The sequence below is a fragment of the Rhodococcus indonesiensis genome, assembly GCF_047782815.1.
Classification (GTDB): domain Bacteria; phylum Actinomycetota; class Actinomycetes; order Mycobacteriales; family Mycobacteriaceae; genus Rhodococcus; species Rhodococcus indonesiensis.
Map to the genome: position 1 here is coordinate 1,121,573 of NZ_CP180630.1, position 25,404 is coordinate 1,146,976.

At 70.1% G+C, this 25,404-nt stretch carries 22 protein-coding genes; 11 read left to right on the forward strand and 11 right to left on the reverse strand.

The features are described from left to right. Nucleotides 1-83: 83 nt before the first annotated feature. A complete protein-coding gene (gvpJ, locus tag ACM26Y_RS05280; protein ID WP_416062839.1) occupies nt 84-494 on the reverse strand; it encodes a gas vesicle protein GvpJ in 411 nt (136 codons plus the stop codon). 356 nt (nt 495-850) lie between these two features. On the opposite strand from gvpJ, the gene ACM26Y_RS05285 reads away from it, so the two are divergent. Continuing rightward, on the forward strand, nt 851-2,236 hold the full coding sequence (locus ACM26Y_RS05285) for a wax ester/triacylglycerol synthase family O-acyltransferase (RefSeq protein WP_416062840.1): 1,386 nt from the start codon (nt 851-853) through the stop codon (nt 2,234-2,236). On the opposite strand, the gene ACM26Y_RS05290 is transcribed toward ACM26Y_RS05285, so the two are convergent. The 3 genes from ACM26Y_RS05290 to ACM26Y_RS05300 are packed head-to-tail and all read right to left on the reverse strand — an operon-like array spanning nt 2,196 to nt 5,461. Continuing rightward, on the reverse strand, nt 2,196-4,511 hold the full coding sequence (locus tag ACM26Y_RS05290) for a DEAD/DEAH box helicase (protein WP_416062841.1): 2,316 nt from the start codon (nt 4,509-4,511) through the stop codon (nt 2,196-2,198). The two genes, ACM26Y_RS05285 and ACM26Y_RS05290, sit on opposite strands and share 41 nt — an antisense overlap. A 42-nt stretch (nt 4,512-4,553) precedes the next feature. Next, entirely contained in the window at nt 4,554-4,976 is a 423-nt protein-coding gene (locus ACM26Y_RS05295; RefSeq protein WP_003936449.1) for an organic hydroperoxide resistance protein, read from the reverse strand. A gap of 26 nt (nt 4,977-5,002) precedes the next feature. Then, nucleotides 5,003-5,461, reverse strand: a complete 459-nt coding sequence (locus ACM26Y_RS05300; protein WP_416062842.1) for a MarR family winged helix-turn-helix transcriptional regulator — start codon at nt 5,459-5,461, stop codon at nt 5,003-5,005. A gap of 149 nt (nt 5,462-5,610) precedes the next feature. Here ACM26Y_RS05300 and ACM26Y_RS05305 point away from each other — a divergent pair, with 149 nt between their 5' ends. Further along, nucleotides 5,611-8,037, forward strand: coding sequence for an ATP-dependent Clp protease ATP-binding subunit (locus ACM26Y_RS05305; RefSeq protein ID WP_416062843.1), 2,427 nt, complete (start codon nt 5,611-5,613; stop codon nt 8,035-8,037). A 66-nt stretch (nt 8,038-8,103) separates the two neighbouring features. Here ACM26Y_RS05305 and ACM26Y_RS05310 read toward each other — a convergent pair whose 3' ends face one another. Beyond that, nucleotides 8,104-9,501 carry a maltokinase N-terminal cap-like domain-containing protein gene (locus ACM26Y_RS05310; protein ID WP_003936446.1) on the reverse strand — a complete coding sequence of 466 codons (1,398 nt, stop codon included), beginning with the start codon at nt 9,499-9,501 and terminating at the stop codon, nt 8,104-8,106. After that, nucleotides 9,498-11,219, reverse strand: coding sequence for a maltose alpha-D-glucosyltransferase (gene treS, locus ACM26Y_RS05315; RefSeq protein WP_003936445.1), 1,722 nt, complete (start codon nt 11,217-11,219; stop codon nt 9,498-9,500). The genes ACM26Y_RS05310 and treS overlap by 4 nt, the downstream gene beginning before the upstream one ends. Before the next feature lie 659 nt (nt 11,220-11,878). On the opposite strand from treS, the gene ACM26Y_RS05320 reads away from it, so the two are divergent. Both ACM26Y_RS05320 and ACM26Y_RS05325 read left to right on the forward strand, forming a co-directional pair. Continuing rightward, nucleotides 11,879-12,961 carry a 3-deoxy-7-phosphoheptulonate synthase gene (locus ACM26Y_RS05320; protein ID WP_371382891.1) on the forward strand — a complete coding sequence of 361 codons (1,083 nt, stop codon included), beginning with the start codon at nt 11,879-11,881 and terminating at the stop codon, nt 12,959-12,961. 150 nt (nt 12,962-13,111) lie between these two features. Further along, on the forward strand, nt 13,112-13,993 hold the full coding sequence (locus ACM26Y_RS05325) for a glycosyltransferase (RefSeq protein WP_416062844.1): 882 nt from the start codon (nt 13,112-13,114) through the stop codon (nt 13,991-13,993). Nucleotides 13,994-14,050: 57 nt separating this feature from the next. On the opposite strand, the gene thpD is transcribed toward ACM26Y_RS05325, so the two are convergent. After that, the gene (thpD, locus tag ACM26Y_RS05330) at nt 14,051-14,938 is read right to left on the reverse strand and encodes an ectoine hydroxylase (RefSeq protein ID WP_416062845.1); all 888 of its coding nucleotides are present in this window, start codon (nt 14,936-14,938) and stop codon (nt 14,051-14,053) included. Between the two features lie 169 nt (nt 14,939-15,107). Between thpD and ACM26Y_RS05335 the strand changes: the two genes are divergently transcribed. Further along, entirely contained in the window at nt 15,108-16,151 is a 1,044-nt protein-coding gene (locus ACM26Y_RS05335; protein WP_416062846.1) for a zinc-binding dehydrogenase, read from the forward strand. A gap of 30 nt (nt 16,152-16,181) precedes the next feature. Then, nucleotides 16,182-16,607, forward strand: a complete 426-nt coding sequence (locus ACM26Y_RS05340; RefSeq protein ID WP_003936440.1) for a VOC family protein — start codon at nt 16,182-16,184, stop codon at nt 16,605-16,607. A gap of 9 nt (nt 16,608-16,616) precedes the next feature. Here the strand turns inward: ACM26Y_RS05340 and ACM26Y_RS05345 are convergent, their stop codons facing one another. Both ACM26Y_RS05345 and ACM26Y_RS05350 read right to left on the reverse strand, forming a co-directional pair. Continuing rightward, the gene (locus tag ACM26Y_RS05345; RefSeq protein ID WP_416062847.1) at nt 16,617-17,612 is read right to left on the reverse strand and encodes an AraC family transcriptional regulator; all 996 of its coding nucleotides are present in this window, start codon (nt 17,610-17,612) and stop codon (nt 16,617-16,619) included. A 2-nt stretch (nt 17,613-17,614) separates the two neighbouring features. After that, the gene (locus tag ACM26Y_RS05350) at nt 17,615-18,808 is read right to left on the reverse strand and encodes a pyridoxal phosphate-dependent aminotransferase (protein ID WP_289380873.1); all 1,194 of its coding nucleotides are present in this window, start codon (nt 18,806-18,808) and stop codon (nt 17,615-17,617) included. Nucleotides 18,809-18,927: 119 nt separating this feature from the next. On the opposite strand from ACM26Y_RS05350, the gene ACM26Y_RS05355 reads away from it, so the two are divergent. Then, the gene (locus tag ACM26Y_RS05355) at nt 18,928-19,539 is read left to right on the forward strand and encodes a carboxymuconolactone decarboxylase family protein (protein ID WP_289380874.1); all 612 of its coding nucleotides are present in this window, start codon (nt 18,928-18,930) and stop codon (nt 19,537-19,539) included. Here ACM26Y_RS05355 and ACM26Y_RS05360 read toward each other — a convergent pair. Together ACM26Y_RS05360 and ACM26Y_RS05365 are read right to left on the reverse strand one after the other, a co-directional pair. Continuing rightward, nucleotides 19,521-19,934 carry a VOC family protein gene (locus tag ACM26Y_RS05360; protein WP_416062848.1) on the reverse strand — a complete coding sequence of 138 codons (414 nt, stop codon included), beginning with the start codon at nt 19,932-19,934 and terminating at the stop codon, nt 19,521-19,523. The two genes, ACM26Y_RS05355 and ACM26Y_RS05360, sit on opposite strands and share 19 nt — an antisense overlap. Before the next feature lie 10 nt (nt 19,935-19,944). Next, nucleotides 19,945-20,856: a sigma-70 family RNA polymerase sigma factor gene (locus ACM26Y_RS05365; protein ID WP_416062849.1), complete on the reverse strand. Its 912-nt coding sequence runs from the start codon at nt 20,854-20,856 to the stop codon at nt 19,945-19,947. 347 nt (nt 20,857-21,203) lie between these two features. Between ACM26Y_RS05365 and ACM26Y_RS05370 the strand changes: the two genes are divergently transcribed. The 4 genes from ACM26Y_RS05370 to ACM26Y_RS05385 are packed head-to-tail and all read left to right on the forward strand — an operon-like array spanning nt 21,204 to nt 25,355. Beyond that, nucleotides 21,204-22,292, forward strand: a complete 1,089-nt coding sequence (locus ACM26Y_RS05370) for an ABC transporter substrate-binding protein (RefSeq protein WP_416062850.1) — start codon at nt 21,204-21,206, stop codon at nt 22,290-22,292. Beyond that, nucleotides 22,289-23,107 carry an ABC transporter ATP-binding protein gene (locus ACM26Y_RS05375; RefSeq protein WP_416062851.1) on the forward strand — a complete coding sequence of 273 codons (819 nt, stop codon included), beginning with the start codon at nt 22,289-22,291 and terminating at the stop codon, nt 23,105-23,107. Before ACM26Y_RS05370 ends, ACM26Y_RS05375 begins: the two co-directional genes overlap by 4 nt. Next, the gene (locus ACM26Y_RS05380) at nt 23,100-23,972 is read left to right on the forward strand and encodes an ABC transporter permease (protein ID WP_416062852.1); all 873 of its coding nucleotides are present in this window, start codon (nt 23,100-23,102) and stop codon (nt 23,970-23,972) included. The genes ACM26Y_RS05375 and ACM26Y_RS05380 overlap by 8 nt, the downstream gene beginning before the upstream one ends. A 33-nt stretch (nt 23,973-24,005) precedes the next feature. Beyond that, entirely contained in the window at nt 24,006-25,355 is a 1,350-nt protein-coding gene (locus tag ACM26Y_RS05385) for an LLM class flavin-dependent oxidoreductase (RefSeq protein ID WP_416062853.1), read from the forward strand. The last annotated feature ends 49 nt before the right edge of the window (nt 25,356-25,404 follow it).

Consider the following 25,404-nt stretch of genomic DNA (forward strand, 5'->3'; position numbering starts at 1 on the left):
CCTCGGGCCGCCGGGGAACCGGGTGGCGATGACCGGAATACGGGCTTCCGCCGTCTCCTCGTGCCACCGACCGGCGACGGACGTCACCGGTCCCGGGATCGGCGGGGCGCCGGTTCGCGTTCGTCCTGATCCCCGGCGAGCAGACCACGGACCCGTTCGCCCGCGGAGTCCAGGGCACCTCTCGTCTTGTGCGCGGCGGCCTTCTCCGTGAGTTTGCCGGCCGGGCCGCCGACGATGTCCGTCAGGCCTTTCGGCTCGGTGGTGGAGATCTCGAGCCTGTTGACCGCCTCGGCGAAACGCAGGTAGGTGTCCACGCTCGCCACCACCACCCGGGCGTCGATCGTGATGATCTCGATGCCCACGAGCGAGACGCGGACGAATGCGTCGATGACGAGGCCCTTGTCGAGGATGGTGTCGATGACGTCGGCGAGGCCGGACGAGTTCGGCCTCGCCATCGTGCCTCCGCCGCCTCCGCCTCCGGATTGGATGGTCATGATCCGCGCTCCTTGCCTGTTGCTCGACGGTTCGCGTGCCGCCGGCCGCGCGGGGATGGGGCGGTGCGCGTGCAAGGGCTATAGCCGCGCGCTCCCGAGTCGAAACCCACCCGGGAATATCGGACGGAGTTGCGCAAAGCAAATACCGTTCGACCGGTTTGTTGGTATGGTCGTCGCAGTCCGGGATCCGGCAGCGAGGAGTCCCGGGCCTCGAGGTCTCCGCGTCGTCCGGGATTGACGAGGGGTAGTCCGGGGCGACGCGGAGACGGCACGACATCCGGCGCGGTACGTGCATGTCCGCGCGGAGATGGCCGGGTTACCGCACGCGCGGGACGTTTCGGCGCCACGATGGGGGAATGCAGGTGATGAGCCTTCCCGAGGCGCTGTTCGTACTGCTCGAAACTTCGTCACGTCCGCTGCACCTCGGGGCTCTCGTATTGTTCGAACCCCCGCCGGACGCCGGGGACGATCATGCCCGCCGCATGTACGAGATCCTGCTCAGCCACGACGAGGTGGCGGAGCCGCTGCGGCGGCGCCCGGTCCGGACCCTGCGCGGAGCCGGCTACCCGATGTGGTCGCGCCCCGCGAAAGTCGACCTGGGATTCCACTTGCGCCACACCGCCGTTCCCGGCTCGGGTTCGATGACCGACCTGCTGGCCCTCGTCTCCCGGATCCACGGATCCCCGCTCGACCCGCTCCGCCCGATGTGGGAGGTGTACGTCATCGAGGGACTCCACGACGGGCGCACCGCGATGTACGCGAAGATCCACCTCTCCCTCGCCGACGGTCCGGCCGGCCTGCGCCTGCTGCACCGGAGCATGTCCACCGACCCCGAGGCCCGCGACTGTCCCGCGCCGTGGAGTCCAGAGGTGGTCGCGCCCCGGGCTCGGCTGTCGGCACTGCCCACGTCGTGGCTGCGCGCCGGACTGCGAGCGGGCGCGGAAGTGTTCGCGATGACCCCGCAGATCGGCAGGCTGGTCACGGACGGTGTGCGCCGGCACCAGGTGGCGCTGCCCTGGCAGACACCGCCCACGATCTTCAACGTCGCGGTGGGTCGGGGCCGGACCTTCGCAGCGCGTTCCTGGCCGATCGAGCGGCTCCACGCGGTCGCGACGGCGGCCGGCACCACGATCGACGCCGTCGCGCTCACGATGTGCGCCGGGGGCTTGCGCGCCTACCTGTCCGAGCGGTACGCGCTGCCGGAGTCACCGCTGACCGCGATGCTTCCGGTGCCGATGAACCTCGGTGGGGCCGCGGTCGGTCCCGGCGGTCGTGAACCCGGCGTCGGAGCGATGGTGATAGGCCTGGCCACCGACGAACCCGATCCCGCGGTGCGGCTCGCCCGGATCGCCGGCTCGCTCGTCCACACCGACCGCGTGGTCACCGCGCTCAGCGGCACCCAGTTCCTGATGCTCAGCGCGCTGTCGCTCAGCCCGCTCGCGCTCGAGCCGGTGCGACGGTTCGTCGACGAGATCCCGCCGCCGTTCAACGTGCTGATCTCCTACCTCCCCGGGCCTTCGCGCACCCGCTACTGGAACGGTGCACGGCTGACCGGCCTCTACCCCGTGCCTGCGGTGCTGAACGGACAGGCGCTGAGCATCACCCTCACGGGGAACGACGGCCGGCTCGATCTCGGGGTGGTCGGCGACCGTCATGCCGTGCCCGCCCTCGACCGGCTGGTCGAACTCCTCGAGGGCGCACTCAGCGAACTGGAGAGCGCTGTGGGTACCCGGCCGCGGTGAAGCCGGCCGGCTCGACTGGGTGCCCGCCCCTGCCGATCTGCCCGAGCAGGTCCAGGGTGCGCAGATAGCGGCGGACGAGATCGCCGGCCGACAGATCCGACTCCGCGGCCTCGCGCAGGGCCGCGGACACCCCGTCGCCCCGGGCCCACCGGTGGATCGCCCGCATCGCCACCGGGTCCGGTTCGGGACCCGCGGGCAGGCCGTGCCGGCACTCGGCGTCCGACACCTCCCGCCACAGCCGGACCGTCGCACGGTAGGCGGCGTCGACGCCGGCCGTGAGGGCGCCGCCGCCGGGAGCCGGACGGCGCGATTCGCCGAGCACGCTCGACACGACGGCGGCCAGCTCCGCCGGATCGAGGCCCGCCCACACGCCGGTCCGCAGGCACTCGGCAACGAGAAGGTCGCTGCCGCAATAGATCCGGCCCAGAACTCGGCCTTGGTCGGTGACCACCGCCTCGCCGGAATACGGATCGGACAGCAGGTATCCGCGTTCGTCGAGCAGTCCGAGGACCCGGTCGAACGTGCCCACCAGCCGCCCGGTGGCGGCGGCGACCTGTCCGCGCAGCACATCGGTGGCGGCGGCCAGTGCGCGCCGGCGCTCGGCGACGGCGATCAGGCGTTCCCGATCGGGGTACCGGTGACCGGGGTGCGAACGCACGGCCCGCGCAAGCGCGGTCACCGCGTCGGTGGTCCCGGTGGTGCGCGCGACGGCCAACCGCTCCCGCAACTGCTGGTACTCGGCGAAACCCTCGGCGTCCCCGAGTTCGTCGTCGAGCAGACGCAGCGTCGCGGCGTTCGTCGTCGCGGCGGAGGCGAGCGCGGCCACCGAATGCTCCGCCTGGAACTGGGCGAAGGACCGCCCGAGAAGGTCCCGGGCTCCGGCGACACCGAGCCTGTCGACGAGGTTGACGGCGGTGTTGTAGCCCACCCGCAGGGAGCTGTTCAGCGGATAGGTGCGGGTGGAGGCGAGTCCCGCGACGGTGGCCGGCTGCACCTCCGGGCTCCACAGCACGACCGCGTGTCCCTCCCGGTCGACGCCGCGACGGCCGGCCCGTCCCGTCAACTGGGTGTACTCGCCGGCGGTGAGCCGGACCGGTCCGGCGGCAGTGTGCTTGACGAGGCGTTCGAGCACGACGGTCCGGGCGGGCATGTTGACGCCCACGGCGAGGGTCTCCGTGGCGAAGACGATCCGGACGAGGCCGAGGCCGAACAGTTCCTCCACGGCGTGCCGGAAGACCGGCACCATGCCCGCGTGGTGGGCGGCGAAGCCGCGTTCGAGTCCGTCGAGCCAGTCGGCGAATCCGAGCGCATCGAGGTCGGCGGGGGAGACCCCGGCCGTGTGCCGGTCGACGATGCGGCGGATGCGGGTGACGTCGGCGGCCTCGGTGAGCCGCAGCGACGAACGCAGGCATTCGGCGACGGCCTCGTCGCAGCCGCTGCGGCTGAAGCGGAACCAGATCGCCGGCAGCAGCGATTCGGCTTCGAGCCGCGCCACGAGCTCGGGCCGGTCGACGCCGGCCGGTCCGGGCGTGGCCGAGCGGCGACGCCGCCGTCGGGACGACACCGCGGGGGCGGCGTCGACGAGCTGGCGATGCGCGACGTACCGCACGAGATTCTCGTCGACCGCCCCGGTGGTGGGGGAGAACAGGTCGAACAGCCGCCCGCCGGCGAGCACGTGCTGGTGCAGCGGTACCGGTCGGGTCTCCTCGACGACGACGGTGGTCGCCCCGCGGACGAGGCCCAGCCACGCGCCGAACTCCTCGGCGTTGCTGACCGTCGCCGACAGGCTCACCAGCCGCACGGGGGTGGGGAGGTAGAGGATGGCCTCCTCCCACACCGCCCCGCGTTCGCGGTCGGCGAGGTAGTGCACCTCGTCCATCACGACGTGGGTGAGCCCGTCGAGCAGGGGCGAGCGGCCGTGCAGCATGCTGCGCAGCACCTCGGTGGTCATGACCACGACGGGCGCGTGCGGGTCGATGGAGACGTCGCCCGTGAGCAGCCCCACCTGCTCGTCCCCGAGCCGCGCGACCAGATCGGCGTACTTCTGGTTGCTCAGGGCCTTGATCGGGGTGGTGTAGAAGCACTTGCCGCCCGCGGCGAGCGCGAGGTGGACGGCGAACTCGCCGACGACCGTCTTGCCGGCTCCGGTGGGGGCGCACACGAGCACGTCCCGATCCTCGTCGAGGGCGCGGCAGGCGCGGACCTGGAAGTCGTCGAGGGTGAATCCGAGTCCCGCGGTGAACTGCGCGAGCCGCGGCCCGTCCTGCCTGCACACGCACTCCACGCTACGCGCGCCCGCCGGCGGGCCGCGCTCGTGTCAGTCCTCGGTGACCTCGAGCTCGACCTCGACGTTGCCGCGGGTGGCGTTCGAGTACGGGCACACCTGATGGGCCTTCTCGGTCAGTTCGAGGGCCTGTGCGCGCGGCACGTGGGGGAGGGACACCTCGAGGGTGACCTTCAGGCCGAAGCCGCCGCCGTCGGTGCGGCCGATGCCCACGCGTGCTCCGACCGCCGAGTCGGCGACGTCGGCCTCGTCCTGCCGGGCAACGAGCTGCAGCGCCGAGTGGAAGCAGGCCGCGTACCCGGCGGCGAAGAGCTGCTCGGGGTTGGTGCCCTTGCCGTCGCCACCCATCTCGGTGGGGACCGACAGGTTCACGTCGACCTTGCCGTCGGAGGTGCGGGCGCGGCCGTTGCGGCCCTCCCCGGTGGCGAGGGCTTCGGCTGTGTAGAGCACGTGCATGTGTTTCTCCTGTCGGTGGGGCGGGTCTAGTTGTCCCGGTGGGGTGTGTCGTCGGTGATGCCGTGCAGGGCGGCGGTCAGGCGGTGGAGTGTGTCGCGCAGGCCGGCGAGTTCGCCGGGGTCGAGACCGATGGCGCAGGCCAGCTGCGCCGGAATGTCCTCCGCCTGTGAGCGCAGCGCGCTCCCGGCGTCGGTGAGATGGATGCGCACGCGGCGCTCGTCCGTGCTCTGCCGGCGGCGTTCGACGAGACCGGCGGCCTCGAGCCGCTTGAGGAGCGGCGAGAGGGTGCCGGTGTCGAGGTGGAGGGCGTCGCACAGCTCGCGCACCCCGCGACTGTCGCGTTCCCACAGCGCCAGCATGACGAGGTACTGCGGATAGGTGACCCCGAGCCGGTCGAGCATGCCGCGGTAGGCGGCCGTGGTGGCCCGGGAGGCGGAGTAGAGCGCGAAGCAGACCTGCCGGTCGAGCGCGAGATCATCGGACACGAGAAATAAAGTAGCGCACCGCTATGTTGTGCACAATTGAAATTGGCGGGACCCTGCCGTGACGCACATCACTTCCCGGTTGGAATTGACAGACGGCCCGCCACGTTAGTTGAGTGAGAAAGACTCAAGTCCGAGAGAAAGGCTTCGGAATGCCGGCATTCTTCGGGCCTGGTGGCCCTGGGCGTATCGACATCACCCGCTACCTGAGCCGTGGCACCCAGGAACTCATGGCCGCTGCGGCCCGATTCGCCGCCGAACGCGGTGACACGGACCTCGACGCCCTCCACGTCCTGCACGTGATGGCGGAGCAGGACCCGGTCCGGTCCGTCATGACCCGCGCCGGAGCCGACCCCACCGAGGTCCTGGCCGCGGTGGAACAGCGCCTCCCGCAGGAACAGAGCCGCAGCGCAGTCACTGCTCCCGCCCTCACCGGGGCGATCAAGACGGTGCTGCTCGAGGCGCACCAGCTCACCCGCGCCCTCGGCGCGACCTACATCGAACCGCAGCACCTGTTCGTGGCTCTCGCCGCCGACCAGGAGCACGGGGTCGGGGGCCTGCTCGTCTCGGCCGGGATCACGGCGCAGTCGCTCCAGGCCGCGCTGCAGCCCGGTGCGGCGACCGAGGCGGCGCAGGAGCAGTCCGCCACCCCCACGCTGGACAAGTTCGGTGTCGACCTGACCGAGCGGGCCCGTGGCGGTGGCATCGACCCCGTCATCGGCCGTGCCGACGAAATCGAGCAGACCGTGGAGATCCTCTCCCGCCGCACCAAGAACAACCCGGTTCTGGTCGGCGAGGCCGGGGTCGGCAAGACCGCGATCGTCGAGGGCCTGGCCCAGCGCGTCGTCGACGGCGACGTCCCGGACAGCCTGCGCGGCAAGCGGATCGTGCAGCTCGACCTGACCGGCATGGTCGCCGGAACCCGGTACCGCGGCGACTTCGAGGAGCGCCTGACCAAGGTGCTCGACGAGATCACCGCGCACTCGGACGAGCTGATCGTCTTCGTCGACGAGATCCACACCGTCGTCGGTGCCGGTGGCGGCAACGAAGGCGCGATGGACGCCGGAAACATCCTCAAGCCCAAGCTCGCCCGCGGGGAACTGCACATCGTCGGTGCCACCACGCTCGACGAGTACCGCAAGCACATCGAGAAGGATCCGGCGCTCGAGCGGCGCTTCCAGCCTGTCACCGTCGGTGAACCCGGCCACGACGACGCGGTCGCGATTCTGCGCGGTCTCCGGGACCGCTACGCCGAACACCACGGCGTGCGGTACACCGACGACGCGCTCGACGCCGCCGTCGACCTGTCGGTGCGGTACCTGCCGGACCGGCACCTGCCGGACAAGGCGATCGACCTGATCGACCAGGCCGGTGCCCGGCTGCGGCTGCGCAGCCCGCGCGTCGACGAGACGGCGCTGCGCGAGCAGCTGTCCCGGCTCGAGGCCGAGAAGGACCGTGCCGTCGCGGAGGAACGCTACGAGCAGGCCTCGCGACTACGCGACCAGATCACCGAAGTGCAGGCCCGTCTCGACGCCGGGGCGCCCGCCGATGCCGAGGCGCCCGAGGTGACCGCCGAACTGATCGCCGAGGTCGTCTCCCGCGCCACCGGCATCCCCGCGACGCGGATGACCCAGGCCGAGAAGGAGCGGCTGCGCGGCCTCGAGGACGAACTGCACCGGCGGGTCGTCGGGCAGGACGAGGCCGTCCGGGCCGTCGCCCGGGCCGTGCGGCGCAGCCGCGCCGGCATGAGCGACCCGCACCGGCCGGTCGGCAGCTTCCTGTTCCTCGGACCTACCGGCGTCGGGAAGACCGAACTGGCGAAGGCGCTGGCGGAGGTGCTGTTCGGCGACGAGCGCAAGATGCTGCGGGTGGACATGAGCGAGTTCGGCGAGCGGCACACCGTCAGCCGTCTCGTCGGAGCGCCCCCCGGCTACGTCGGCTACGGCGAGGCCGGCCAGCTCACCGAGCAGGTGCGGCGCAACCCGTACTCGGTGGTGCTGCTCGACGAGATCGAGAAGGCGCACCCGGATGTGTTCAACACCCTGCTGCAGGTGCTCGACGACGGCCGGCTCACCGACGGTCAGGGACGCACGGTCGACTTCACCAACACGGTGGTGATCATGACCAGCAACCTCGGCTCGGACATCATCTCGAGCCGAGGCGGGGCGCTGGGCTTCAGCACCGGGGATGCCGAGGCGGCCGAGAAGCCGCTGCGGGACCGGGTGATGGGCCGGCTGCGTGAGTCGATGCGGCCCGAGTTCCTCAACCGCATCGACGAGATCGTGATCTTCCGCAAGCTCGACACCGAGCAGCTGCACCGGATCACCGATCTGCTGCTGAACGACAGCCGTAAGCGTCTGCAGGCCAAGGGCATCGAGGTCGAGTTCACCGAGGCCGCCGTCGACTGGATCGCCGAGCACGGGCACCAGCCCGAGTTCGGAGCGCGGCCGCTGCGCCGGTCCATCCAGCGCGCGGTGGACGACCGCATCGCCGATCTGCTGCTCGACGACGTGCTCGTCGAGGGCGGTCAAGTCCGCGTCGATGTGGGCGACGACGAGCTCGAGCTCTCGGTGGGCTAGACACGGGCGCGCGACGTGCGGGCGGTGACCGGATTCCGGTCACCGCCCGCACGCTTCCGGGCCGCGTCAGTCGGCCTGGGTCATCCGGCGAATCGCGTTCAGGGGCAGACGGATCCACTGAGGACGATGACGAGCCTCGTACACGACCTCGTACACGGCCTTGTCCAGCTCGTACGCGCGCAGCAGCGCGGCGAACTCGCGCGGATCCACGCCGGACTCGCTCGCGTAACCGTCACAGAACGCCGCGGAGTTGCGCTGTGCCCACTCCTGCGCCCGGAACTCGCGTTGCGCGGCAGCGGCCTCGGACGCCGCATCGTGCAGGGAGTGGTGGGCCGCGTAGTCGAACGAGCGGAGCATCCCTGCGACATCGCGCAGGGCGCTGTCCGGTTCCCGGCGTTCGTCGAGAGACTTGGCGGGCTCGCCCTCGAAATCGATGAGCAGCCAGTGTTCCGGGGTGCGGAGCACCTGCCCGAGGTGCAGGTCGCCGTGGACCCGCTGGACCGTCGTCGTGCCGGTGGCCGCAGCCTCCGCGAACCGCGCCCGCACCGCCGGGGCGACCTCCGCCAGTTCGGGTACGACGGCGCCGGCGGCCTCCAGGCGGCGCAGCATCCCGTCGACGATGTCGCCCACGTCCCGCTGCGACGTCCCGAGGGACTGCGCCAGCAGCGCGTGCACCTCGGCCACCGCCGCGCCCATCCGCTGCGATTCACCGGCGAAATCCGTGCCCACCTCGTCCGCCCGCAGGTCCGCCTCGAGCAGCAGGTCCCGCACACTGCCCAGTGCCATCGACCAGCCGTCGGCGGAGTTGGCCGCGAAGTCCTGCACCATCGCCAGGGTCGTGCGCACCCCGCCGATCTCGGCGTCGATCCACGCCCGCACCGGGGCCACCGACCGGCAGCCTGCCTCCCCGAGGGCGAGATGCAGTTCCACATCGGGGTTGACCCCCGGAGTGATCCGGCGGAACAGCTTGAGCAGCAGCTGCTCGCCGAGCACGACGGAAGTGTTGGACTGCTCGGCGCTGAGCGCCCGTCCCCGCAGTCCCTCCTCGATGACCGTGCCGGGCACGGTGTGCAGCTCGACCGGGCCGTACACCTGTCCGGTGGCGATCGAGTGCGCGTACAGGTCGATGATCTCCTGGTCGCGCAGACCGTCGTAGGCGTGGGTGCGGTCGTCGCCGCTGCCGTCGGGCCGCGGCAGCGCCCAGTGCGCCAGCTCGTCGGGCAGGTGCGTGCGGTAGCCGAGCGGCACCTGGTAGAGCTGCTCGTCGCCGGATTCGAACTCGACGGTCACCAGCAGGTGGTCCGCCCCGAACGCGGGCGTGTCGGTGAGGTGTTCTCGCAGCATGATCCGGACCGCGGCGACGGTCCGGCCCTTGGCGGCGAACCAGCGCTGGTGGGGGAGCCACTCGGCCAGCAGGGTCTCGAGCTCCGCGTCGGAGTAGTGCTGCAGCTGTGGGTCCGTCATGGCTGAACCGCCGCCTCGGCCTCGCTGCTCACCGGATGTTCGCCGACGCCTTCCTTCGTCGGATCCGGCTGTAGCGCAAACCAGTAGAAGCCGTGACCGGGCAGGGTGACCATGTACCCCTCCTCCGTGATCGGTGGGAACGGGACGGAACCGGTGAGCTCCACCGGAATCCACCCCGCGAAGCGCGACAGGTCCAGGATGACGGCCTGCGGATACCGGGACAGATTGTTCACGCACAGGATGACGTCGCTGTAGTTGCGGTCCGGTCCGAGCGGCATCTCCCGCAGGTACGACAGGACGGCCGGGTTGGCGCTGCCGAGTTCGGTGAACGCGGCCTTGCCGAACGCCGGATGCTGCTTGCGGACCTGGATCATCCGCCGCGTCCAGTGCAGCAGGGTGTTCGTCGAGTTCATCTGCCGCTCGACGTTCACGGACTGGTAGCCGTAGGTCGGGTCCATGATCGTCGGCAGGTACAACCGGGCCGGATCCGCCCGCGAGAAGCCCGCGTTGCGGTCCGGGGTCCACTGCATCGGCGTGCGCACCGCGTCGCGGTCACCGAGCCAGATGTTGTCGCCCATCCCGATCTCGTCGCCGTAGTAGAGCACCGGTGAGCCGGGCAGGCTCAACAGCAGAGCCGTGAACAGTTCGAGCTGGTTGCGGTCGTTCTCGAGCAGTGGCGCCAGCCGGCGGCGGATGCCGATGTTCGCCCGCATCCGGGGGTCGGTCACGTACTCGGCGTACATGTAGTCACGCTCTTCGTCCGTGACCATCTCGAGGGTCAGCTCGTCGTGGTTGCGCAGGAAGATGCCCCACTGCGCACTGCTCGGAATCGGCGGTGTCTGGGCGAGGATCTCGGAGATCGGGAACCGGTTCTGGCGACGGACCGCCATGAAGATGCGCGGCATGAGCGGGAAGTGGAAAGCCATGTGGCACTCGTCGCCGACCTCCGGTTCGCCGAAGTACTCCACCACGTCGCTGGGCCACTGGTTCGCCTCGGCGAGCAGCACGCGGCCCGGGTACTCCGCGTCGATCACCGCACGGCACTTCTTCAGGAACGCGTGCGTCTCGGGCAGGTTCTCGCAGTTGGTGCCTTCGCGCTCGAACAGATAGGGCACCGCATCGAGCCGGAACCCGTCGATTCCCAGATCGAGCCAGAACCGCAGGACGTCGATCATCGCGTCCTGCACCTCAGGATTGTCGTAGTTCAGGTCCGGCTGATGCGAGAAGAAACGGTGCCAGTAGTACTGCTTGCGTACCGGATCCCACGTCCAGTTCGACGACTCGGTGTCGACGAAGATGATGCGCGCATCCTGGTAACGCTCGTCGGTGTCGGACCACACGTAGAAGTCGCCGTACGGGCCCTCCGGGTCCGTCCGCGACTCCTGGAACCACGCGTGCGTGTCCGACGTGTGGTTCATGACCAGATCGGTGATGACCCGGATGCCGCGCTTGTGCGCCTCGTCGAGGAACAGGACGAAGTCGTCGACCGTGCCGAACTCCGGCAGCACCGCCCGGAAGTCCCGGATATCGTACCCGCCGTCGCGCAGCGGGGAGTCGTAGAACGGGGGCAGCCAGATGCAGTCGGCGCCCAGCCACGCGATGTAGTCGAGCTTCTCGGTCAGCCCGCGCAGATCACCCGTCCCGTCGTGGTTCGAGTCGTTGAACGCGCGCACCAGGACCTCGTAGAACACCGCGGTCTTGAACCAGTCCGGATCCACCGCGAGATTTCTGGCGTGGGAGAAGTCCTCGGACTGGGCCTCGACCAGGTGGCCGTCGGCGGTGTGTTCCGGTCCTGTCCCCCGGGCGTGCTCGTCGGGTGAACTCGCTCTGGGCGGGTTGACGCCCAGGGATGGGGCGGCAGTTCCGCCGTCCAGGTCTGGCATGGCACCTCCGTGCTCGTCGCTTCGCGGGACAGACTCTCCAAGGGTGCCCCGGTTCGCGGGTTTCCACACCCCGAAGCGGCCCGACGGTCGAGCATTGTCGTGGTGCCGTCCCCCGTCCGGATTCCGGCCGCGTTCCGCGGTCGGCCGCCGGACCCGTTCGGCGTGCGCCGGAAATGCGGTGAAAGACGTTGTCGCACAGTAAGTCATGCGTGGAATCCGGGGCAGCCTGCGAACCCGACCCCATCGCCGTGCGCGTTTCTGGTAGGCCCCGCTACCGAAACCGCGCACGGGGGTGCCGTGGCGCGGGGGAGGGCGGCCTGTTACGGTGGTCCGCATGCAGCGCGCATATTTCTGGTTTAGCAGGCCGGCCCGGGGTGGGTCGGTCGGCGTAACCGCGCGCTGACCTCTTCCACCTACGAGCCGGACACGGACCGGCTCGCTGGAATCACCGAAGGTTCAGCCAGGGTCGGCCCGGGAACAGGAACCGAACCCCGATGACCATCAGCACCTCCATCTCCACCGCGAATCTCGACGAACAGCGGACCGTGCGGATCAGCCCGCTCGTCGCTCCGGCCGTCGTCCGCGGCGAGCACGCCCCCGACGAGGTCGCCGCCGCGACCGTGCGCTCGGGCCGCGCCGACACCGTGGCGATCCTCGACGGCACCGACGACCGGCTGCTCGTCGTGGTCGGGCCGTGCTCGGTGCACGACCCCGCCGCCGCGATGGACTACGCGCGACGTCTCGCCGCGAAGGCCGAAGAGCTGCGTGACGACCTGCACGTGGTGATGCGGGTGTACTTCGAGAAGCCGCGCACCACCCTCGGGTGGAAGGGCCTGCTCAACGACCCGCACCTCGACGGCACCTACGACATCAACACCGGACTGCGCATCGGCCGCAAGCTGCTGCTCGACGTCTCCGGCCTCGGTCTGCCCGTCGGGTGCGAGTTCCTCGATCCGATCCTGCCGCAGTACTACGCGGACCTGGTCACCTACGGCGCGATCGGTGCCCGCACCGCGGCCAGCCAGGTGCACCGGCAGCTGTGCAGCGCCCTGTCCATGCCGGTGGGCATCAAGAACTCCACCGAGGGCGACGTGCAGGTGGCCGTCGACGGTACCCGAGCCGCCGCCGCGAGCCACGTGTTCCCCGGCACCGACCTCGACGGGCAGGCCGCCCTCATCGAGACGGTCGGCAATCCGGACTGCCACGTCATCCTGCGTGGCGGCTCCGCGGGCCCGAACTACGATGCCGAGACCGTCGCGGACACGATGGCCCGCCTGCGCAAGGCCGGTCTGCCCGAGCGCGTCGTGATCGACGCCAGCCACGGCAACAGCAGCAAGAACCACGAGAAGCAGGTCGACGTCGTCACCGACATCGCCGAGCGCCTCGAGGCCGGCGAGCGGGGCATCGCCGGCGTCATGCTGGAGAGCTTCCTCGAGGCAGGCCGGCAGGACCTGACGCTCGGCCGGGCGGACGAGCTCGACTACGGCAAGTCCATCACCGATGCGTGCCTCGACTGGGCGACCACGTCTGCCCAGCTCGACCGGTTGGCCGACGCCGTGCGCCGCCGTCGCTCCTGAGGCCGGAGCGGGGAACCGTGCCGGGGTGTCCCGCCACGGTCCCTGCCTTCGGCGCTCCGAGTTCACGGTCCCTGCCTTCGGCGCTCCGAGACCACGGTCCCTGCCTTCGGCGCTCCGCGGCGCGCGGACGGTCGAGGTAGCGTCGGAGGCATGCATCAGTACACGCTGTCGGTGGTCGTGCCGGCGTACAACGAGGAGCAGTACATCGGTCCGTGCCTGGCGGCCCTGCTGGAGCAGGAGGCGGACATCCACGAAATCGTGGTGGTGGACAACAACTCGACGGACCGGACGGGCGAGATCGTCGACGCGATCGCCGAGCGGTCTCCGATCGTCCGCCGGATCTCCGAGTCCCGTCCCGGTGTCGCATTCGCTCGAAACGCCGGATTCGACTCGGCGACAGGAGATCTTCTCGGCAGGATCGACGCCGACACGCGGGTCCGCCCCGGATGGGCCCGCACGATCCTCGACTTCTTCCCGCGTGCAGACGTCGAGAGCGTCGGAGCCGTCAGTGGACTCAACAACTCCTACGACTCGCCGTACCGGGAACTCAAGCGCCGGTATATCGAGCAGCGCGTGCGCAAGGGCTTCTTCGGTGGTGAGCGCCGAATCGACAATCTGCACGGTGCCAACATGGCCGTGCGCCGGTCGGCGTGGCAGCGCGTCCGCGACGCGGTCAGCACGGATGCCGGGATCCACGAAGACCTCGACCTGGCCTTGTGCCTGCGTGAGGCCGACATCGAGATCGCCCAGCTCTCCGAATTGCTCGTCGACATCTCCCCACGGCGTGCGCTGACGCCGCCGCGGGAGTACACCAAGTACATCCGCTCCGGAACCGCCACGTTCGAACTGCACGGCCGGATGAATCCGGTGCTTCGCCGGATTCTGCGGGCGCACTGGGTGTTCCACGTGCTCGTGTATCTGGCCTACCGCCCGTACGATCCGGAGCAGGGCCGGTTCACGCTCACCCGGTTGCTGCGCACACCGCGTGCCCGCACGCTGCCGATCGACGTGGCCGACACCGTCCGCGTATGAGTCCCGCGATGCGGGGTGCGCCAGGCCTGTCCCGGGCGCACCCCGCATCCGTTCGGGTCAGCGCAGCGGGGTGAAGTCGCGGCTGCCGAGGTAGTCCGGTCGCGGCTTCGGCGCCGAGAACGCCTCGCCGAGCGTGTTCTCGACGCTGTTGAACACCACGAACAGGTTCGACCGGGGGAACGGGGTGATGTTGCCGTTCGAGCCGTGCATGCAGTTCGAGTCGAACACCGTCGCCGAACCGGCCGAACCGGTGAACGTGGCGATGCCGTGCTCGGCGGCCATCGAGGTCAGCGTGTCCTCGTCGGGCGAACCCGTGGGCGGGACGTGCGTGACCAGCGACTGCTGGTAGTAGTCGTCGGGCGTGGTGCCGGCGCACGAGACGAAGGTCCGGTGCGAACCGGGCATGATCATCAAACCGCCGTTGTAGCCGTAGTTCTCGGTCAGCGCGACCGAGATGCTCAGCGCCCGCGGACGCGGCATCCCGTCCTCGGCGTGCCAGGTCTCGAAGTCGGAGTGCCAGTAGAACGGACCGCCACGGAATCCCGGCTTGACGTTCAGCCTCGACTGGTGGATGTAGACCTCCGAGCCGAGGAGCTGGCGGGCGATACCGGCGATCTCCGGTCGCCGGATGATTTCGGCGACGGTGTCGGAGAGGCGGTGCACGTCGAACACGGAGCGCACGTCCCCGCTTCCCGCCTCCCGCACGACCCGCTCGTCGTCGGCCAGGTCCCGGCCCAGACGCGCTGTCTCGTCGAGCAGATTTCCGACGTCGTGCGCCGGCAGGAGCGCGTCCACGGTGTGGAACCCGCGCCGGTCGTACTCGGCGACGGCCGAGGCGTCCAACGGACCCGCGGCCGATCCCCACACCACCGGATCCGGCCGGGACACACTCACGCACTTCGTGCGGTTCCGGGTGGGGTAGTCGTCGATGACGGCCGTCTGCATTGGTGCGAATCACCCTCTCGAAGTCGATATCGGTTCGTCCTCGACGCTCTCACTCACTGTCGGAGGATGCAACCCGTCTCGGAGATCCGCGGCACGAACGTGCGCACTCGCGCATGCGGCGGGAGTAGGGTCGCCCCTGGTTGCCGCCGCACAACAGGATGAGGGGACCATGACCGGGACGATGCGCGCCGCGCGCTTTCACGCCGACACCGGAACCAATGTGCTGGAAGATGTTCCGATTCCGTCGCCGGGCCCCGGCGAGGTACTCGTCAAGGTGGCGTTCTGCGGGATCTGCCATTCGGATCTGAGCCTGCTGGACGGGACCTTCCCGGCCTTGCTGCCCGTGGTCACCCAGGGGCACGAGGCCGCCGGAATCATCGCCGCCCTCGGGGACGGGGTGACGGGTTGGGCGGTCGGGGACCGCGTCGTTCCCGCGGCGGGGCGACCGTGCCTGCAGTGCCGCTTCTGCCGGCGGGGCGACCTGACCAACTGCCCGAACATTCAGCTGATGGCGTTCGCGTACGACGGGGCGTGGGCCGAGTACACCGTCGCCCAGGCCGGCGGTCTCACCCGCGTGCCCGACAACGTCCCGCTCGAGCAGGCGGCGATTCTCGCCGACGCGGTGTCGACCCCGTTCGGTGCGGTCGTGCGCACCGGGCAGGTGGCGGTGGGCGAGGCCGTCGGCGTGTGGGGAGTCGGCGGGGTGGGCACCCACATCGTGCAGCTCGCCCGGCTGGTCGGTGCCGTGCCGATCCTCGCCTTCGACATCAACCCCGCGGTGCGGGAGCGAGCCCTCGAACTCGGCGCCGACCACGTGTTCGATTCCCGCGACCCGGACCTGGTCCGGAAGGTCGCCGAGGCGACGGGTGGGAAGATGCTCGACGTGGCCTTCGACTCTGCAGGTCTGAAGGTCACCTTCGACCAGGCCCTGCAGTGCGTCATGACGGGTGGCCGCGTGGTGGTGGTCGGGCTGAGCGGGCAGGAGGCATGCCTGGGCCCCACCGCCACGTTCGGCCTCTCGCGCAAGCACGTCATGGGACACCTCGGGTACCAGAACGTCGACATCGAGACGCTCGCGGCACTCGTCTCCCGCGGGCGCCTGGACATCTCCCGCTCCGTCAGCGAGGTCGTCCCGCTCGAGAACATCGCCGAGGGCATCGCGAAGCTGCGCGACCACGTCGGGAATCCGATCCGGATCCTCGTGCAGCCCTGACATGTCGGAGGGCCGACGTACCGTCACCGCATGGGTTACGGATTCCAGGTGACGGTCGATTCGAGCAGCCCGCACACGCTGGCGAAATGGTGGGCGGCGGCGCTGGGCTGGCGGGTCGAGCCGAGCAACGAGGACTTCATCCGCGGGCTGGTCGCGGCCGGGCACGCCCGGGAGGAGGACACCGAGATCTTCGAGGGTGTCCTCGTCTGGAAGGCGGGCGCCGCGATCTCCGATCCCGAGGTGCCCGCGCGTCCGCGCGTGCTGTTCCAACTGGTGCCCGAGGGCAAGACGGTGAAGAACCGGCTGCACTTCGACATCCGGGCGGGGGAGGACCGCGAGGCGCTGGCCGGACGGCTCGCCGAGGCGGGCGCGACCGTCCTGCACCGGGGCCGGCAGGGACCGAACGAGTGGATCACGATGACCGATCCGGAGGGCAACGAGTTCTGTGTCGCGTGAACCGGTGACCTACCGGTAGGCGCGGGGCGTCTTACCGGTCCATCGCTTGAAGGCGCGCCGGAACGCACTCGGCTCGGAGAAGCCGAGTCGGGCCGACAGGGCGTCCACCGCCTCGCCGCGGCGCAACCCGGCGATCGCCGTATCCCTCAGCACCTCCTCGCGCAACTGCCCGAGAGAGGTGCCCTCCTGCCTGAGCAGACGCCGCAGATGCGGGGCGCTCACCGACAGCATCTCCGCAACCTCCTCGGCGGTCGCCGTGCGACCCTCCATGCCCGACTCGAGGATCCGCCGCACCTGCGACGCGGCGGTGGAGTCGTAATCGCGTTCCGACATCATCAGGTTCGGTGATTCGCGCAGGTAGTCCTCGAGGGTCTCCTCGGTCTGGACGATGGGCGACCGCAGGGCCGCGTTGTCGATCTCGAGTATCGCGCCGGCGGCGTCGAAGGTGACCGGCACCCCGAAGATCGCGTCGTAGTTCTTCGCCAGCACCGGATCGGGCTCGCCGTAGGGGACCGAGACCGAGGCCAGCCGTACGCGTCCGCCGACGAGCCAGGCCGCGAAGCGGTGCAGCAGGATGAGCAGGAAGTCGATGATGACGCGGCTCTTGTCGTCGCACGACTCCAGCACCACCTCGAGCCGGGTCGTCTGCGGGCCCGGCGTGAGCCGTAGTCGTGGCAGCGTCGGCAGCACCTGGTTGACTTGGATCATCCGTTCGAGGGCCTGCGCGAGGTCCCGGCAGTGGATCAGCGTCAGGCACATCACCCGGAATGTGCCGCGGGGTACGGGTCCAGGCCCGAGTCCGAACAGTTCGTCACCGGTCAGTTCCCAGGTCTTCTGGGTGAACCGGGTGACCTGCTCGGGGGTCAGGCGCGCGTGCGGGTGGGCGAGCACCGCGCGACTGATCCGTGCCGCGTCCAGGGCCGGGGCCAGATCCACCCCGTTCGCCTCGGCCAGTACCACCGAGCGGCGCACGAAGTCGGAGGGAATGGTGGCGGGGGCGGTCATGGTCAGCCGTGCTCCCGCAGGCTGCGCAGCCGCCGGACACCCTCCAGCAGGACGTCGTCGCGTTTGCAGAAGGCGAACCGGACCAGGTGATTCCACTGCCGGGGGTCGTCGACGAAGGCGCTGACCGGGACCGCGGCCACGCCGATGCGCTCGGGCAGGGTTCGGCAGAAGGCGACACCGTCCGTCACGCCGACGGGGGTGACGTCCGCGCACACGAAATACGTTCCGGCCGAGTCCAACACACCGAATCCGGCGTCGGTGAGCGCTGCGGAGAGCAGGTCGCGCCTGCGCTGCAGATCGTCGCGCTGGGCGGCGACCCACGCTTGCTCGTGGGTCAGCGCGTACGCCACGGCGGGCTGGAACGGTGCTCCGGCGACGAACGACATGAACTGTTTCGCCGTGCGCACCCCGTCGATCAGCTCGCGGGGGCCGAGCGCCCACCCGATCTTCCAGCCGGTGACGTTGAACATCTTCGCGGCGCTGGACACGGTGACGGTGCGTTCGGCCATGCCGGGCAGCGACGCGATGGGCCGGTGCTGCCGGCCGTCGAACACCAGATGCTCGTACACCTCGTCGGACAGCACCAGCAGGTCGCGTTCGCACGCCAGTTCCGCGAGCGAGCGGAGCGCGTCGTCGTCGTAGACCGTCCCCGTCGGATTGTGCGGGGTGTTGACCACCAGCATCCGGGTGCGGTCGGTGACCGCGGCGCGCAGCGCGTCGACGTCCAGGACGAACCCCGAGCCGGCCCGAGTGAGCGGAACGGTGCGGCGGGTCGCCCCGGCGAGTGCGACGGACGCGGCGTAGGAGTCGTAGTAGGGCTCGGTGAGCAGTACCTCGTCACCGGGCTCGACGAGTCCGAGGATGGCGGCGCTGATCGCCTCGGTGGCGCCGACGGTGACGAGGACCTCGCCGTCGGGGTCGTGTTCGAGTCCGTACCGGCCGGCCCGGTCCGCTGCGATCGCCCGCCGCAGTTCGGGCATGCCCGGCCCGGGCGGGTACTGGTTGACACCGTCGGCGATGGCCTGGCGCGCGACGTCGAGCATCGCGCGGGGGCCGTCCGTGTCGGGAAAGCCCTGGCCGAGGTTCACCGCGTCGTGCGTCACAGCCAGGGCGGTCATCTCGGCGAAGATCGTGGACGCGAACGGACGCAGCCTTTCGACCGTGCGGACCCGGCGGGAGGGCGCGATTTCTGCCATTTCGGCAGCTTAGCCGCGTCCTGCGCGGCCCCCGGCAGCGGTCGTGTCACATCCGGCGGGGCTGTCTCGTCCGAAGAGATGAACGGTCCCGTCCGGGACCCGGGGAACGGAGTAGGAACATGGCGCGTATTCCTGCGGTGACACCGGCCGAGGCCGGTGTCACTACGAAGATCGCCTATCGGATGGCCCGGCGCCGCTTCGGGGAGGTGCCCGAGCCGTTCGCCGTCTACGCCCACCATCCGGCGCTGATGCGGGCGAGCGCCGTGCACGAGACGCTCGTCGAGCGCGCCTCGACGGTGCTGCCGCCGCATGTGCGCGAACTCGCGGTGTACCGGGTGGCCTGGAGCGTCGGGTGCTCCTGGTGCGTCGACTTCGGCACGATGCTGCAGCGGCTCGACGGCCTCGACGTGGACCGCCTCGAGCACATCGCCGACTACGCAACCTCCGACGCCTACAGCGACGACGAGCGTGCGGCCATCGCGTACGCCGACGCGATGACGGGAGCCGGCGGTGCCGGCGGCGCGGCCGTCACGGTGACGGACGAGCAGGTCGCCGACCTCGAGCGGCGCTTCGGGCGGGCCGGGCTTGTGGAACTGACCTACCAGATTGCGCTCGAGAACATGCGGGCCCGCATGAACTCGGCCCTGGGCATCCACGAGCAGGGGTTCAGCACCGACGCGTGTCGGGTGCCGTGGCTGCAGGACGACGCGGCTCAGGGCAGCACGAGCTGACCGATGGGACCCGGATTCCAGGCGATCTCCCACCGGAATCCGTCGGGGTCCGCGAAATACCCTGTGTAGCCGCCCCACTCGCGCTCGACCGCGTCGGAGACCGGATCGGCTCCGGCGCGGCGGGCGGTGTCCAGCACGCGGTCGACATCTGCTCGGTCGGCGACGTTGTGGGCGAGCGTCACGGGCGGGACGCCGCTGCGCTCGACGGGACCGACCTCGGCCGCGAAGTGCTGTTCGTCCCACAGGGACAGGACGAGGTGCGGTCCGACCTGGAACATCAGCACCTCGCCGGGCACGTCGACGACGGGCGTCCAGCCGAGCCCGTCGACGTAGAAGCGCCGGGTGCGCTCGAGGTCGGCGACGGCAAGGGTGACGAAGCTCAGCCTGGGCTCCATGACCGCGACTCTAACCGTCGAGACGGACGCCGCGGAGCTTGTCGGGATTGGCCATGTCGTAGGCCGCCCACACCCGCCCGTCACGTACGGTGCAGCCGATGACCCGTCCGGCGAAGGCGCGGTGGGTCCCGTCGCCGGGGGAACCGGCGCTGACGAACCCCAGTTCGCCGTTGACGAGCGCCGGCGTGCCGGCCAGGAACGCTTCGGCGCCGTAGCGCTGCATCAGGCCGAGGAAGAACCGGGCGAACCGCTCGGCGCCGACGACGACGTTGATCGCGGTGCGGGTGGTGCCGCCCGCGTCCCCGATGACCCGGGCCTCGGGGTCGAGCGCCGCGACCACCGCCGCGAGGTCCCCGGAGGCGAGGGCCGTCATCAGCCGCTGTACCGCCTCGACGTGCTCGGCGGCCGGCACGGGCGGCGGCGCGGCCGCGGCGGCCCGCCGGCCGCGGGAGGCGAGCTGGCGCGCGGACGCCGGCGTGACGTCGAGAACGGCGGCGATCTCGTCGAACGGCACCGCGAACCCGTCGTGCAGGACGAACGCGACGCGCTGGGCCGGGGTGAGCGTGTCCAGCACGACCATCGCTGCCATCCGGCTGTCCTCCTGCTGCACAACGGCTTCCAGAGGATCGGGGGGCGCCGGTCCGCCGAGGGGAGTGACGATCGGCTCGGGCAGCCACTGGCCGACGTAGCTCTCGCGACGTACCGCGGCCGACCGCAGCCGGTCCAGGCACAGACGTCCGACCACGGTGGTCAGCCACGCCCGCAGATCGTCGATGCCGTCCGCGTCCGCGCGGTCGAGACGCAGCCAGGCGTCCTGGACCGCGTCCTCGGCGTCGGCGACGCTGCCGGTCAGCCGGTAGGCGACGGAGAGCAGGTGCGGCCGATGCTGCTCGAAGGCGTCGGCGAGCACGGCGGTGCGCATGGGCCGATCGTACGGGCATCGGGAGCGCGGCCGTTACGGTAGCGGATCGGGCATGTCAAGGGATTCGCACACGGATGCGCCGAAGCGTTGACCCCTCGCGGCGGCCCGGGCCAGACTTCCGGAGTCCGATCGCCGCAGAAGGAGACCACCGTGTACGAGTGTCCGGACTGTTGTCGCTGACCCTCCCGGTGTAGCCCGCCCGTCCGGCCCGTCCGGATGCCGGCGCTCGATCTTCCGTTGCTGCACCGCGAATCCCGGTGTCGTGGACGCCTCGCCGTCGCCGCACCGCACTTCTCCGTGCCCGCTGTGCCGGGCCTCTTCGCCGAACGTAAGGGACAACTCTCGCGATGTCGTATTCCACGCTGCGCAGCCGGCTGGCCCGGTCGACTGCGGTCGCAGCCACCCTCGTCACCCTCGCCGCGGGGGTCGCGGCCTGCTCGTCGGGGTCGGGGGCCGCCACCACCGAGGACGGTCGCACCGTCCTGCGCTACCAGGGCTCGGCCGGTCAGGTCACCTACCCCGAACTCGCGGAGAGCCTGGGCTACTACGAGAGCGTCGCCCTGGACTGGGTGGGTGACACCACCAGCGGTCCGCAGGACATCCAGTCCGCCGCCACCGGACAGACCGAATTCGGCGGCGCGTTCAACGGTGCCGTCATCAAGCTCGCCGCCGCCGACTCGCCGATCACCTCGGTCATCAGCTACTACGGCTCGGACGAGCAGTCGTTCAACGGCTACTACGTGCTCGAGGACAGCCCGATCCGCACGGCCCGGGATCTGATCGGCAAGAAGGTGGGGATGAACACGCTCGGTGCGCACCACGAGTTCCTCGTCCGCGAATGGCTCGCCCGGCAGGGGCTGACGCCGGCCGAGATCGGGCAGGTCGAACTGATCGTCGTGCCGCCGGTGAACACCGAGCAGGCGCTGCGGGAGGGGCAGATCGACGTGGGCACCCTCGGCAGCGTGTTCCGCGAGACCGCGGTCGCGCGCGGCGGAATCCGCCCACTGTTCACCGACGAGTCCCTGTTCGGGGCGTTCAGCTACGGCACGTACGTCTTCCGCGACGACTTCATCGCCGAGAATCGCGATGCGGTGGCGGATTTCGTGCAGGGCACGGCGCGGGCCATTCGCTGGGCGCAGACCACCCCACGCGGCGAGGTCATCGCCGAGTACAAGGAAATCATCAACGGCCGCGGCCGCAACGAGAACACCGACCTCGTCGAGTTCTACAAGAGCCCCGGCGTCGCCGGCCCGGGTGGGACGATCACCGAACAGGAGATCCAGACCTGGCTCGACTGGCTCGCCCGGAACGGCGAACTGCCCGAGGGCACGTTCACCCCGGCCGACATCTACACCAACGAATTCAACCCCTACGCCAACGGCACCTACGAACCGACGAGCGGTCCGAACGGTGAACCCGTCGAGGAGGCGAAATGAGCACCACCCCGAAGCTCCGTCTCGAGCACGTGACCAAGCAGTTCCCGGTCCGCGGTACGAACACCGCGTTCACTGCCCTCGAGGACGTCAGCCTCGACGTCGCCGACGGTGAGCTCCTCGTCCTCGTCGGTCCCAGCGGGTGCGGAAAGTCCACGCTGCTCGACCTTCTCGGCGGGCTGAGCAGCCCGACGTCGGGACGGATCCTGCTCGACGGACAGCCGATCACCGGGCCGGGACTGGACCGGGGCATCGTCTTCCAGCAGTACGCACTCCTGCCGTGGCGCACCGCCCGGCACAACATCGAATTCGGTCTCGAAGCGAAGGGCCTGCCCCGGCGGCAGCGGCGCGAGCTCGCCGAGCACTACCTCGAGCTGGTGGGGCTGCGCGGGTTCGGCGATCGCTATCCGCACGAGCTGTCCGGCGGCATGAAACAGCGCGTCGCGATCGCCCGGAGCCTGGCGTTCGACCCCGAGGTGCTCCTCATGGACGAGCCGTTCGCCGCCCTCGACGCGCAGACCCGGGAGTCGTTGCAGGACGAGCTGTTGCGGATCCGGCACGAGACCGGCAAGACCATTCTGTTCATCACCCACGGCATCGACGAGGCGATCTACCTCGGACAGCGCGTCGCTGTGCTGACGTCCCGGCCCGGGCGGATCAAGACCGTCGTGGACATCGACATCGATCGCACCGTCGACGACGTCCGGTCCGGCGAGGCGTTCCGACACTACCGGCACCGGATCTGGTCGTTGCTGCACTCGGAGATCGAGCGCGCGCAGAACCACGGTGCCGCAATCCCGGAGGTGCAGCATGTCTAGTCCGAGCGCAACCCTGATCGCCCCGGCCGAGCTCGACGACGTCCTCGCCGAGGAGCGATCCACGCCGCCCGCGTCCGCACCGGGCGCCGGGGCCGGACGCCGGGTCGGTGCCTTCGTGTGGCGCAGGGTGAAACCGGCCGTCGCGATCCTGGCCTTCCTCGCGGTCTGGGAGACCGCGCCCCGGTTCGGGCTCGTCGACGAGGTGTTCCTGCCGCCCTTCACCGTGGTCGCCGAGGCATTCACCCAGCTGATCGGTAGTGGCCAGCTCGTCGAACACCTCGGCGCCAGCCTGTCCCGGGCCGTCACCGGATTCGTGATCGCAGTGCTCGTCGCGATCCCGCTCGGGGTGGCGATCGGCTGGTACCGGCCGGTGGCCGAGTTCCTCGATCCGATCCTGGAGCTGTTCCGCAACACTGCCGCGCTCGCACTGCTGCCCGTGTTCATCCTGATCCTGGGCATCGGCGAGACCTCGAAGGTGGCGCTGGTGATCTACGCGAGCACCTTCCCGATCCTGCTCAACACCATCTCCGGCGTGCGCACGGTGGATCCGCTGCTGGTCAAATCGGCCCGTTCCCTCGGTCTGCCTTCCTACCGCCTGTTCCAGAAGGTGATCCTGCCGGCTGCCGTGCCGACGATTTTCACCGGCATCCGGATGGCCGCGGCCTCGTCGATCCTCGTGCTCATTGCGGCCGAGATGGTCGGCGCCAAAGCAGGTCTCGGCTATCTCATCACCGCCTCGCAACTCAACTTCCAGATCCCGAACATGTATGCCGGCATCGTCGCCATCTCCCTCGTCGGCCTGACCTTCAACGGGATCCTCGTCGCGGTCGAGCGCCGGCTCTCCCGCTGGCGCGCGGACCGGTAGTCCCCTCGTTCCCACACACCCGGATAGGTTGTCATGTCCCAGTCCCCGAAGCAGTTCCACCTCAACGCGTTCCTGATGGGAGTCGGCCACCACGAGGCCGCCTGGCGGCACCCCCGCACCGACGAGCGCCGTGTCCTCGACGTCGCACACTTCCAAGAGCTCGCGCAGATCGCCGAACGCGGCAAGCTCGACTCGGTGTTCTTCGCCGACGGCCTCGCGACCGGTCCCCGCGTCGAACACAACATCCAGGCGGTCTTCGAGCCGATCACCCTGCTGTCCGCGATGGCCGTCGTCACCGAGCGGGTGGGCCTGATCGCCACCGCGTCGACCGGCTACAACGAACCCTTCACTCTCGCCCGCAAGTTCGCCTCGCTCGACCACATCAGCCACGGCCGTGCCGGCTGGAACATCGTGACCTCGGGTGGCGCCGACGAGGCAGCCAACTTCGGCTACGACGAGACCCCCGACCACGCCGGCCGTTACGACCGCGCCGCCGAATTCGTCGACGTCGCCGTCGACCTGTGGGACAGCTGGGACGACGACGCCGTCGAGCTGGACGTCGCCGGCGGCCGGTTCGCCGACCCGGCCAAGGTGCGCACCATCGACCACGACGGTGCCCGGTTCAAGGTGCGCGGCCCACTGAACTCCCCGCGCTCGCCCCAGGGCCGCCCCGTCCTGGTGCAGGCCGGATCTTCGGAGAGCGGTAAGGACTTCGCCGCCCGGTACGCCGAGGCGGTCTTCACCGCGCAGCGCACCCTGGCCGAGGGGCAGGCGTTCTACCGCGATCTGAAGGCGCGGGTGGCCGGGGCGGGGCGGGATCCGCACTCCCTGAAGGTACTCCCCGGGATCGTGCCGTTCATCGGCGACACCGAGGCCGAGGCGAAGGCGCTCGAGCAGGAGTTCACCGACCTGATTTCACCGGCGTACTCGTTGCGTCAGCTCTCGGGGATGGTGGGGGTGGACCTCACCGAACATGCTCTCGACGCACCGCTGCCCCCGTTGCCGCCGCTCGACCGGATCCAGGGCAACAAGAGCCGCTACGAGCTGGTGAAGAACCTCGCCGAGAACGAGCACCTGACCGTGCGCCAGCTCATCGGGAAGCTCGGGGGCGGCCGCGGGCACCGCACCGTCGCCGGCACCCCCGAACAGATCGCCGACGATCTGCAGCTGTGGTTCGACCGCGAAGCCGCCGACGGTTTCAACGTCATGCCGCCCTACCTGCCGGGTGGTCTCGAGGACTTCACCACCCGTGTGGTCCCCATCCTGCAGGAGCGCGGATTGTTCCGCACCGAGTACACGGCCACGACGCTGCGCGGCCACTACGGACTCGACCGCCCAGCCGCCCGCTTCGGGGCTGCGCGGGCTCGAGCGGCGACGGCCTGACTGCGCGGCCCCGCTCGCGCGAAGGCAACCCCGCGCGAGCGGGGCCGGT